This window comes from Yoonia sp. (assembly GCF_046498525.1).
Taxonomy (GTDB): Bacteria; Pseudomonadota; Alphaproteobacteria; order Rhodobacterales; family Rhodobacteraceae; genus Yoonia.
In genome coordinates, this window is sequence record NZ_JAWOAN010000123.1 from 1 (window position 1) to 11,442 (window position 11,442).

General features: G+C 55.8%; 12 protein-coding genes. 8 read left to right on the top strand and 4 right to left on the bottom strand.

Annotation, left to right across the window (positions count from 1 at the left end):
• The 7 genes from R6T97_RS08540 to R6T97_RS08570 form a co-directional block, all read left to right on the top strand.
• Positions 1-642: ATP-binding cassette domain-containing protein (locus tag R6T97_RS08540; protein ID WP_410348867.1), on the top strand; the 642-nt coding region annotated here is incomplete at its 5' end.
• A 23-nt stretch (positions 643-665) separates the two neighbouring features.
• The gene (locus R6T97_RS08545) at positions 666-1,391 is read left to right on the top strand and encodes a transporter substrate-binding domain-containing protein (protein WP_410348868.1); all 726 of its coding nucleotides are present in this window, start codon (positions 666-668) and stop codon (positions 1,389-1,391) included.
• A 96-nt stretch (positions 1,392-1,487) separates the two neighbouring features.
• Positions 1,488-2,372 carry an ABC transporter permease gene (locus R6T97_RS08550; RefSeq protein ID WP_410348878.1) on the top strand — a complete coding sequence of 295 codons (885 nt, stop codon included), beginning with the start codon at positions 1,488-1,490 and terminating at the stop codon, positions 2,370-2,372.
• Entirely contained in the window at positions 2,369-3,175 is an 807-nt protein-coding gene (locus tag R6T97_RS08555; protein ID WP_410348869.1) for an ABC transporter permease, read from the top strand. Before R6T97_RS08550 ends, R6T97_RS08555 begins: the two co-directional genes overlap by 4 nt.
• The gene (locus R6T97_RS08560; RefSeq protein ID WP_410348870.1) at positions 3,172-4,503 is read left to right on the top strand and encodes a glutamine synthetase family protein; all 1,332 of its coding nucleotides are present in this window, start codon (positions 3,172-3,174) and stop codon (positions 4,501-4,503) included. Before R6T97_RS08555 ends, R6T97_RS08560 begins: the two co-directional genes overlap by 4 nt.
• A gap of 67 nt (positions 4,504-4,570) precedes the next feature.
• Positions 4,571-5,254 carry a type 1 glutamine amidotransferase gene (locus R6T97_RS08565; RefSeq protein WP_410348871.1) on the top strand — a complete coding sequence of 228 codons (684 nt, stop codon included), beginning with the start codon at positions 4,571-4,573 and terminating at the stop codon, positions 5,252-5,254.
• 19 nt (positions 5,255-5,273) lie between these two features.
• The gene (locus R6T97_RS08570; protein WP_410348872.1) at positions 5,274-6,578 is read left to right on the top strand and encodes an NAD(P)/FAD-dependent oxidoreductase; all 1,305 of its coding nucleotides are present in this window, start codon (positions 5,274-5,276) and stop codon (positions 6,576-6,578) included.
• Positions 6,579-6,589: 11 nt separating this feature from the next.
• Here the strand turns inward: R6T97_RS08570 and phaR are convergent, their stop codons facing one another.
• The 3 genes from phaR to R6T97_RS08585 all read right to left on the bottom strand — a co-directional run bounded on the left by phaR (position 6,590) and on the right by R6T97_RS08585 (position 9,687).
• Entirely contained in the window at positions 6,590-7,138 is a 549-nt protein-coding gene (gene phaR / locus R6T97_RS08575; protein WP_410348873.1) for a polyhydroxyalkanoate synthesis repressor PhaR, read from the bottom strand.
• A 155-nt stretch (positions 7,139-7,293) separates the two neighbouring features.
• Entirely contained in the window at positions 7,294-7,746 is a 453-nt protein-coding gene (locus tag R6T97_RS08580) for a phasin family protein (RefSeq protein WP_410348874.1), read from the bottom strand.
• Positions 7,747-7,890: 144 nt separating this feature from the next.
• Positions 7,891-9,687 (bottom strand): PHA/PHB synthase family protein, encoded by a 1,797-nt coding sequence (locus R6T97_RS08585; RefSeq protein ID WP_410348875.1) that lies wholly within the window; start codon positions 9,685-9,687, stop codon positions 7,891-7,893.
• A gap of 66 nt (positions 9,688-9,753) precedes the next feature.
• Between R6T97_RS08585 and phaZ the strand changes: the two genes are divergently transcribed.
• Positions 9,754-11,025 carry a polyhydroxyalkanoate depolymerase gene (gene phaZ / locus R6T97_RS08590; protein ID WP_410348876.1) on the top strand — a complete coding sequence of 424 codons (1,272 nt, stop codon included), beginning with the start codon at positions 9,754-9,756 and terminating at the stop codon, positions 11,023-11,025.
• Between the two features lie 15 nt (positions 11,026-11,040).
• On the opposite strand, the gene R6T97_RS08595 is transcribed toward phaZ, so the two are convergent.
• The coding region (locus R6T97_RS08595) for an alpha/beta fold hydrolase (protein WP_410348877.1) at positions 11,041-11,442 on the bottom strand (402 nt) is incomplete at its 5' end.

Below are 11,442 nucleotides of genomic sequence, written 5' to 3' on the forward strand. Positions count from 1 at the left end.
GGTAAATCGACCTTGCTGCGCTGCGCCAATCTGCTTGAAGACAGCCAGCAGGGTGATGTGCTGTTCTGTGGCGAACCCGTCATTTGGAAGGGCACCGGCCAGAACCGGCATCCGGGCGATCACGCGCAGATGATCCGCATCCGCACGAACCTGTCGATGGTGTTCCAGCAGTTCAATCTCTGGGCGCATATGACGATACTGCAAAACGTGATGGAAGCGCCTCTGACCGTGCTGAAACGTGACAAGGCCGAGGTCGAGTCCGCAGCCCGCAAATACCTTGCCAAAGTCGGCATCGGCGACAAATGCGATGTGTACCCCGCCCAACTTTCGGGCGGTCAACAACAACGGGCCGCCATCGCGCGCGCCTTGTGCATGGAGCCCAAGGCGTTGCTCTTTGATGAACCGACAAGCGCGTTGGACCCTGAACTTGAACAGGAAGTCGTGAAAGTCATCAAGGATCTGGCCGCTGAGGGGCGTACCATGATCATCGTGACGCACGACATGCGCCTTGCCGCTGATGTCAGTGACCACGTCGTCTTTTTGCACCAAGGCAAAATCGAAGAAGAAGGCCCCCCGGCTGAACTCTTCGGCAACCCAAAGACCGAGCGGCTACAGGGCTTTTTGTCCGCCACGGTTTCCTAAATCATCAAATCGGGAGAAAACTGATGAAAAACCTTATCCTTACCACGGCTGCACTCGCCGTCGCAGGCTCAATGACATTCGCAGACGCGCACACTGTCGTGCGTCTGGGCACTGAGGGCGCCTACCCTCCGTTCAACTTTATTAATGACGCTGGTGAAGTTGACGGGTTCGAGCGTGAACTGGGCGACGAGCTTTGCATCCGCGCCGAACTGAACTGCGAGTGGGTCACAAACGAATGGGACAGCATCATCCCCAACCTTGTTTCCGGCAACTACGACGCCATCATGGCAGGCATGTCGATCACGGAAGAGCGCAAGGAAGTCATCGACTTTTCAGATGCCTACACGCAGCCCGATCCATCTGCCTACGTCGCAATGGGTGAAGTTGACCTGGAGAATGCGGTTATCGCGGCACAGGCCAGCACAATCCAGGCGGCCCATGTGGCCGGCATGTCAGGTGCTACATTGCTGGAGTTCGCATCGCCTGATGAAACCATCGCTGCCGTCAAAGCGGGCGAGGCAGACGCCGTTCTTGCCGACAAAGCGTTTCTGGAGCCAATTGCCGCATCTGACGCCGAACTGTCATTTATTGGTGACGATGTCCTGATCGGCGGCGGTATCGGCCTTGGTGTGCGCCAGTCCGACACAGAACTGCGCGACAAATTCACCGCTGCAATCCAGTCTATGAAAGCGGACGGTTCGTTGAATGCGCTGATCACAAAGTGGCTTCCAGAATCGTCCACATTCTAAGCTCTTGATGCGCCCCGGATAGACGTCCGGGGCGCATCTTCTCGTCTTTTCTTTCCTCAAATGCGCGAAACGCTCTTTTAACTGTCAGGCTCCGCCATTTTCGATTTCTGTACAGATCCCGCCACGCTCGAAGGCGTCCGATGGCTAAGCTGCTACCTGACCACAGGCAAGCATATGGCCATGTATTGGGCCGTCGGGACGGTTCTGTTGCTGCTGGCGATCACTGCGCCCACAGCACTTGCCTTTGGCTTTGCAGGTGCATCGGCGGCCCGTAGCAACATCGCCCCGCTGCGCTGGATCGGAAACACCTATATCGCGGTCGTACGTGGCATTCCTGACATTGCCTTTTTCCTGTTCTTCGTGATCGCGCTTGATCAGGCGTTTGAATACATCCGCCATAAGATCAAATGCCCCGACTGGGACGAACCGATCCGTCAGGGCAATGACTTTGTCGTTTGCACAGCTGCCAAACTACCGATGGGTAACGCCCCGCAGTGGGTGCATGAAACCTACGGCTTCATGCTGGCCGTTCTGACCTTTGCCATTGTGTTCGGGGCATTCGCCGCAAACGTGCTGTTCGGTGCGATGCGTGCCGTCCCCAGAGGTCAGCTTGAAACGGCCGAGGCTTACGGCATGAGCCGCCGCCAGACTTTCTGGCGCATTCTTGTCCCGCAAATGTGGGTCTATGCCTTGCCGGGCCTGTCCAATCTCTGGATGGTGCTGATCAAGGCAACCCCTTTGCTGTTCCTGCTAGGGGTCGAGGATATCGTTTACTGGGCCCGCGAACTGGGCGGTGCCAAGCAACCACGGTTCACCGACTACCCGCATCCTGATTGGCGCATGTGGTACTTTCTGGCGCTTCTGGTGTTTTATCTTTGCTTTACCAAAGTGTCCGAAGTCGTATTGGACCGGATCATGGCCAAGCTGACCCATGGCCAAGCCACTGCAGCGGGCGAAGCCCAGCGCAAGGCCGCGGCATGAGCTGTTGGGATACCATCGCGGATTATGCACTGCGCAGCCAGGGTATTGGCGAACGGCTGCTGCCGCGCAGCGATTTCACGCTATGCCAGCAATTTACGCTCATCGGTTCCGGCATGATCTGGAATGTCTACTTCGGTGTGTTCGCGCTCTGCTCGGGGTTCTTTCTGGCCACGGCAGTCGCACTTGGCAAAGCAGCCAGGAATCCGCTGATCCGAAAGCCTGCCGAATGGTTCATCTTCGTGTTTCGCGGCTCACCGCTTTTTATCCAGTTCTTCTTTGCGTATTTCCTGTTTCTCAGCCTCAAAGGGGTCAGCCCTGTCTTTGACCCGTTCACATCTGCATGGCTGGGGGCGTTGGTCGTGCTTTTTTTCAACACCGCTGCCTACTCGGGCGAGATTTTCTACGGCGCGCTGCAATCCATCCCCAAAGGCGACACAGAGGCAGCAGATGCCTATGGCCTGTCGGGTTGGGCACGCTTCCGGCGGGTGATCTGGCCGACGATGCTACGGCTGGCATGGCCTGCCTATACCAACGAGGCGATCTTTCTGTTCCATGCCACGACGCTGGTCTTCTTTTCAGGCTTTCCCGCCATCCAGCAACGCGGCGATGCGCTTTATTATGCCAACTATTTTGCCGACAAGACCTTTAACCCTTTTGTCCCCTACCCGATCCTTGCCGGATATTTCATCGTATTGACGTTGATCATCATCAGCATCTTCGGATTGATCAACAACCGGCTGAACCGTCACTTGCCACAAGAGCGGCGCAAAGCCCTGAAAATAAGGCCCCAGATAATTCGATGAGTTGGATCGACGATCACCCCGAAATCCGCAACCTGCGCTGCGGCGCTGCCGATCTGAACGGCCAGGCGCGGGGCAAGCGTGTGCCGCGCCGCTTTGCGGAAAAACTGGAGCAGGAAGGCACGCGGTTTCCCCTGTCTGTCCTCAACCTTGATATCTGGGGCGAAGATATCGACGACAGTCCGCTTGTCTTCGAGACCGGCGATGCCGACGGGCTGTTGATGCCGACAGAACGTGGCTATGTGCCGATGCCGTGGCTTGGCTCGCATACCGCGCTTCTGCCACTGTGGTCTTTCACGGATGACGGTACTCCTTTTTCGGGCGACCCCCGTCATGCGCTGGCACGGGTCTTGCGACGCTACAAAGACCACGGCCTGACCCCCGTTGCCGCGACCGAGATGGAATTCTATCTGATCGACGACAGCGGAAAGAAAATCCGCCAACCCAAATCCCCCCGATCCGGCAAGCGTCGTGCCGGTGCCGAGATCCTGTCCCTGCGCGCGCTCGATACGTTCGATTCGTTCTTCAATGACCTCTACGAGGCTTGCGAAACGATGGACATTCCAGCGGAAGCGGCAATTTCAGAGGGTGGTGAAGGCCAGTTCGAAGTGAACCTTGAACATGTGCCCGATGCCTTGAAAGCCGCTGACGATGCGTGGCTTTTCAAGATGCTGGTGCGCGGCCTTGCGCGCAATCATGGGATGGCCGCCAGTTTTATGGCCAAGCCTTATGAAGACTATGCCGGCAACGGATTGCATACCCATTTCTCGATACTGGACGAGAACGGGAACAACGCGTTTGCAAACGGCACTTTCGAAGGCGCACCTATGCTACAAAACGCGATTGCAGGGTGTCTTGCCGGAATCCCCGATCTGACGCTGATCTTTGCACCGCACGGCAACAGCTATGAAAGGCTGGTGCCGGGGGCTCACGCGCCGACCAGCATCTGCTGGGCCTATGACAATCGCACCGCGACGGTCCGTGTTCCCGGAGGCAGCTTTGCTGCACGGCGTATCGAACACCGGCTCGCCGGTGGTGACGTGAACCCCTATCTGTTTCTGGCCGCCGTTCTGGGCTCTGCGCTTGTCGGGATCGAGGACGGCATGACGCCTCCTGCCCCGATCACCGGCAACGCCTACGATCAAAAACTGCCTCAGGTACCGGATACTTGGAGCGGTGCGATAGATGCCTTTGAGAAAAGCAAACTTGCCCGCCGCATCTTTGATCCACAATTGGTAGACAATCTGGTCCGCACCAAGCGGCAGGAAATGCAATATTTCGGAGAGATGACACCGGAAGAACAGCTTGATCATTATCTTGATCTTGTATGACATCGGGGGCTGGCAGTTTACGTTTGTTTGACTATCTTAGGTCCAAAGTTTCAAAGTGAGTTCACCCATGAAAATTGGCATTCTGCAAACCGGACACGCGCATGAAGCGTTATTGCCGACCACTGGCGACATGGCTGTTCAATTCGAGCGGATGCTGGATGGCAACGGCTTTTCATTTGCCACCTACTCTGTCGTGGACATGGAATTCCCCGACACCATCCATGACTGCGATGGTTGGATCATCACCGGGTCCAAGCATGGCGCCTATGAAGACCACGCATTCATTCCCCTCCTCGAAACCCTGATCCGCGACGTCTATGCCGCTGACATTCCTCTTGTCGGCATTTGCTTTGGGCATCAGATCATTGCGCAGGCGCTGGGTGGCAAGGTCGAGAAATTCGCGGGCGGCTGGGCGGCTGGCAGGACAATATATGACTGGAACGGCGAAACTCTGGCGCTGAATGCATGGCACCAGGACCAAGTGACCGAGCTTCCGGCTGACGCATCGGTTTTTGCCACCAATGACTTCTGTCGACATGCCGCACTTGTCTACGGCAATCGCGCATTCACGACCCAACCGCACCCTGAATACGGCGCGCAGTTCATGGGGGGCTTGGTCGCGCATCGCGGCAAGGGTGTCGTGCCCGATGAGATGCTGGCCGAAGCCCATGCAAACCTCGATAAACCGGTGGACAACCCGCGTATTGCGCAACAGATTGCACGGTTCTTCAAAGAACGCGTGGTCGCGTGATCCTTCACCTGCGTCCTTCATGAATCCGCTTTACCGTAACGACCGCCCCGGCGAATTTCCCCGCAGCTGGTATGCGGCAACCGCAGAAATCCCCAATGAGCGGCCCCCGCTACAGGGCGACTCCACCGCTGATGTCTGCATTGTCGGTGCAGGCTATACCGGGCTTTCCGCCGCGCGGCATCTGGCGGAAAAGGGTTTCGATGTGGTGGTTCTGGATGCCCATCGCGCCGGTTTTGGTGCATCAGGACGCAATGGTGGTCAGGTCTGCAGCGGATACAACAGCGATCAGAGCACACTGATCAAGAAAATTGGTCATGATCATGCCAAGGCGCTTTGGGATCTGTCCGAGGAAGCAAAGACGGACCTGCGGACACTTTGCGCCGATCATATCCCCGAAGCACGCTACACACCCGGCCTGATCCACGGCACCTATACGCCGCAAGATGCAGCCCACGATCGGACCGAGGTTGATTTGCTGACACAAGACTACGGCTATGCGCAGGCACGTATGTGTGACCGCGATGAAATGCGCAGTCTGGTGAAATCACAGCAATATGAGGGGGGACTGCTGGACATGGGCGCCGGACATATCCACCCTTTGCGCTATGCCTTCGGGCTGGCACGCTTGGCCGAGGCGGCTGGGGCGCGCATCTACGAACGCTCTGAAGTGCTCCGGATTGATCGGGGCGATCCTGCGACCGTGGCCACCGACAAGGGCCATGTCAAAGCACGCCATGTGATTTTGGCTGGCAATGGATACCTGCCCAATCTGGAACGCAAAGTTGCGGCGCGCGTGATGCCGCTCAATAGCTTTATCTGCGCGACCGAACCTTTGGGTGACCGCGCAGATCAGGTGTTTGGGCAGGATGTGGCGGTCAACGACAGCAAGTGGGTCGTGAATTACTTTCGATTGTCCGAGGACCGGCGCCTGCTTTTCGGCGGGCGGCCCAGTTATTCCATCGGTTTCCCCAACGATATCACGACGCTCTTGCACAAACGGATCATTGATCTGTTTCCGCAACTCAAGGGCGTGAAAATCGACTATGCTTGGGGTGGCTCTGTGGGCGTGACGATGACACGTCTGCCTGCCGTCATGCGGGTCGCGCCGAATATCGTCTCTGCAGGAGGATTCGCCGGTCACGGCGTCGCCCTGTCCGGTCTGGCAGGCAAGGTGATGGCAGAGGCTATAGCAGGACAAGCCGCAAAGTTCGATACGCTCGCCGATCTGAAGATACCCAGTTTTCCGGGTGGATCAGTTATGCGCAGCCCCATCTTGCGGCTGGCCATGACTTGGTATTCCTTGCGGGACCGGTTGGGGGTTTAAACCCAGTCGCCTTACTTATCCATTTTCGACAGCTTGTCTTGCAGCGCCGCAAGCTGACTTTTGATTTCGACAAGATCGTCCTCTTCTTTTGCGCCTTCTGAACCGGAAGTCGGAGCGCCCGGAATAATCCCGCCCGTCATCGCCTTGAAGAAGGCTTCCTGCTGCGCGCGCATCGCGTCGAAACCGGGCATTGCCGCCATCGGGTTGGCCTTGCCCATGTTCTCCATCGCTTTGGACTGGCCTTCGCGCAGCATTTCGAAGCTGGCTTGCAGGAACTGCGGGACAACGGACACGGCTTGAGTGGTGTAACTGCGCACAAGATCGGTCAGCACATCAACGGGCAATACACTTTCGCCGCGGCTTTCATGCTCCGCGATAATTTGCAACAGATACTGGCGTGTCAGGTCATCACCGGATTTGAGATCGACGATCTGCACTTCGCGGCCCTCTCGGATAAAGATCGCGATATCTTCAAGTGTCACGTAATCACTCGTCTCGGTATTATAGAGACGGCGGCTTGCGTAGCGCTTGATCAGGAGCGGTTTGTTGGTGTCGGCCACGGGCGTCCCTCCACAGGCATGTTGCAGTGCAGAGAAGCCTATGCTGCGTGTGCTAAAAAAGAAAGCCTAATAGCACAAAACAAAAAACGGCCCGCAGATGCGGACCGTTTTTCGAAATCGAGCCCTCAGGGAGGAGAGGGCGATTTCAATAGAGCTTACTTCGCAGCGGAAGTTGCCTTCTTGGCAACATCTGTCATGTCGGTCTGGGCTTTCTTTGCAGCAGCAGTCATGTCCTCGGACATGTTCTTGCCAGCAGCCAGAACTAGTTCCATTGTCTGTGTCTGAACTTTTTTCGCGATTTCAGCGAAAGCAGACATGTGCTCTGCAGCGGACTCAGCAGATGCAGAAGCGAAATCTGTCATTGCTGTTGCGTAGTCGGCAGGCTCAGCCTTTGCTTTGGACATGTTTTCCATCTTTGCGATGGTGTCCTTTGTCCATTTTGCGGACAGTTCGGCAGATTTGCCAGCAGCGTCGAGCGCAACCGAAGACATTTTCTCGGCGAGGGCAGTCTGGTTCTTGAACTGCTCTTCCATTGCTTTGGTGTCTACGGGGAATGCGCCTGTCATGTCTTTGAAGATCGCGGTGAAGTCTTGTGCTTTATTAGCCATTGAAACATCCTTTCGGGTTGGGTGCGGGGAACACCCGCTGTTATCTCGTGAAACAAAGATACATGCTGCAGTGCAGCATTTCAAGGTTTTTTGCTGCACTGCAGCATATTTTTTCCCTAAATGCGAATATTGATGGAATTTCCGCTACTTACTCAGCACATAAGTACCCGGCGCAGGTGCCAGTACGGGGTGTTTTTCGTCCCCGGGTGTGCGTGCCGTGACTTTTTTACCTGATTTCTCAGACAACCACGAATCCCAGCGGGGCCACCATGACCCTTCGTGCTTGTCCGCTGAATCCTGCCAGTCCTCCGGTGTCAGCCCAAGATCGGGATTGGTGTAGTGGCCATATTTTTTCTTGCTGGGCGGATTGATGATCCCTGCGATATGCCCGCTCTCGGACAAGATGAATGTCTTGTCCTTGGAACCCATCTTGGTGATTCCCGTATAGCTGCTTTTCCATGCGGCAATGTGATCTGTCTCGCAGGCGACCGCGCAAAGCGGAACGGTGACATCCTTGATCCGCACAGTATCTCCTGCAACGTCAAAGCCTTCGGTTGCGAATTTATCGTCCTGACAAAGCCCCCGCAGATACTCTACTGCCATCCTCGCAGGCAGGTTGGTACCGTCGCCGTTCCAATAAAGCAGATCAAACGCTGGCGGCGCTTTTCCCAACATATAGCTTTTGATGGCAGGTCCGTAGATCAGGTCATTGGAGCGCAGATAGGAGAACGTGCGCGACATGAAGAAGGAGTCCAGCATCCCGCTTTCCTCCACCTGACTTTCGATGCCATCGACGAAGTCATTATCGAGAAACACACCGACCTCGCCCCGATCGGAAAAATCGGTCAGCGTCGTGAAGAACGTGGCACTGTTCACGGATGTGTCCTTGCGCTTTTTCATCAAGGCCAGCGTCAGCGCCAGTGTCGTGCCTGCAATACAATACCCGACCGCGTTCACCTTCTTTACGCCACATATTTCTCTGACCTCTTTAAGGGCTGTCAGATAGCCCTCTTCGATGTAGTTGGTCATAGACGTTTCGCGATAACCGGCATCGGGGTTCACCCAAGACACGACAAACACCGTATAGCCCTGATCAACGGCCCATTTGATCAAGCTGTTCTGGGGTTTGAGGTCCAGAATGTAGAACTTGTTGATCCAGGGCGGGAAGATGATCAGCGGCGTCTCGTAGACCTTTTCGGTCGTCGGCGCATACTGGATCAGCTCGAAAATATGGTTGCGGTAAACGACGGCACCGGGTGTTGTGGCCAGATTTTTACCCAGCGTGAAGGCTTTCTTGTCAGCAAGCGTGACAACAAGATCGCCGTCATTCGCTTCGAGATCGGCGATCATGTTTTCCAGACCGGCAACAAGGCTTTCGCCCTCCGTTTCGGCGGCAAGGGCAAGAGCCTCGGGGTTGGTGGGCAGAAAATTGGTCGGGCTGATCATATCGACCATTTGCTGGCTGAAATAGCGCAGTCGCTTCTTTTCCTCCGAATCAAGCGTGTCGATATCTTCAACCGCCTGCTGCACTGCAGCGGCATTCAGCAAATATTGCTGCTTGATGAAATTGAAGTAGGGGTTCGTGTCCCACAACTCATGCGCAAAGCGACGGTCCTTGGGGGTTTCGTCGGTTGGCGGCTCCAGTTTGCCCTGCGCCAGCAAATGCTGCGCCTCGACATAATGCTTGACCGATTTGCCCCAGAATTCCAGTTGATGTTCGATCAGTTTGGCCGGATTCTGTATCATTTCGGTCATATAGGCGGTGGCGGCCTTGACGTAGAGCTCCTGGCTGGGCCCCTGCAATGACGGCGCCACAGTGCGCCCCTGCCCCATCACCTTCAACAAACGCTGTGTCAGTTCTTCGACCCGTGAAAGGTTAGCCTCAAGCTTTGCAACATTCTGGCCAACGGGCGCTTGCGCTTCCAAATCGTTTGTTGTCATTTTGGCTTCCTTGTGCATATGCTGCAGGTGCAGCATAACCTGCCCCTACCATCGGAGTGTGACAAGATGAAGTATATGATGACCTACGACCTGATGGAAGGCATACGCAACACGAATGAGTGGCTTGGGGCGACGGCTCGTGCTTATGCATCCTACCCGATGATGTCCTGGGGCGCAAACCCGGCGATGGATTGGCTTGAGGCCTGGGGCAAAGTCACAGAGCGCACTTTTGCACGCATGGTCGCCAAGCCTGATTGGAATATTCCGGTCCAGACCAATGTCGACGGCACAGATATGGTGGTCACAACAGAGCCCGTAGTCGAACGTCCTTTTGGTGATCTGATACGTTTTCGTGTGGGCGGCCGTCCCGACCGGACCCGCAAGATCCTTCTGGTGGCGCCCATGTCGGGACACTACGCAACTTTGCTGCGCAAGACCGTGATCAGCCTCCTGCCCGATGCCGATGTCTTTGTCACGGACTGGCACAATGCGCGCCAGATTCCTGTCAGCGCCGGCAAGTTCGATATCGAGGATTACACGCTTTATCTAATGGATTTCATGCGCGCCCTTGGCCCTGACGTCCACGTGCTTGCCGTATGCCAGCCTGTGCCGCTGGCGCTGGCGGCCACTGCCTATCTTGCGGAACTTGATCCGGACGCACAGCCGCGCTCATTGACCCTGATCGGCGGTCCCGTGGATCCAGAGGCAAACCATACCGAAGTCACTGACTTTGGCCGATCTGTGACGATGGGTCAATTGGAAGAGACGATGATCCAGCGCGTTGGCTTCAAGTACAACGGTGTCGGACGCATGGTTTATCCGGGCCTGCTGCAACTGGCCTCGTTCATCTCGATGAACGCCGAAACACATACCAATGCCTTCCGCGATGAAATCATTCGCGTGGCCAAAGGCGAATCATCAGAGCATAACCGCCATAATGACTTTTACGACGAATACCTTGCTGTGATGGATATGACCGCCGAATTCTATCTCTCGACGGTAGAGCGCATCTTCAAAGGTCGCGAAATTGCGCGTAACGAATTTGTCGTCGCCGGTCACAAGGTCGACTTCAGCAAGATCACTACTGTCGCCGTGAAAATCGTCGAGGGCGAAGACGACGATATCTCTGCACCCGGTCAATGCCTTGCCGCATTGGGCCTGCTGACCGGTCTGCCTGATGATAAAAAGGCCGCGCACCTCGAACCCGGCGCAGGCCATTACGGCATTTTTGCCGGTCGCAGCTGGCGCAACAATATCCGCCCCTTGGTGTTGGAATTCATCGACGCCAACGCAGATCCGTCAAAAGCCAAGGCCAGCAAGGTTATCTCAATCAAATAAGCACTGACCGACGGCTCAGAGGCGCAGCATCATCGGCTGCTTCATCCAGCGTTGCAATGCATCGGTTGTTTCCTCGGGCGATTCCAACGTCGGAAGGTAGCCCGCGCCCTCAATGATTTCGAATTGCGCATAAGGGATCAGCTCAGCGAGGAACGCGTGCCTTTTCATCTGGTATTGTCCGTCGTGACGCCCGCAAATCACGGCTGTCGGTAGCTGAATTTGACGCAACGTGGCTTGCTGGTCCTTGCGTCGCTGCATCGCGCGGGCTTGTTTGACATAGATATCAGGCCCCAGATCGCGCCCCTGTTCAGCCTGATTGACACTATTCTGCGTGCAAAAACCTCGCGAAATTACGGGGAACTTCTTCACGAAAAGATTTTTGAACCTTACGGAATGAACAATGCAACTACTGATTTC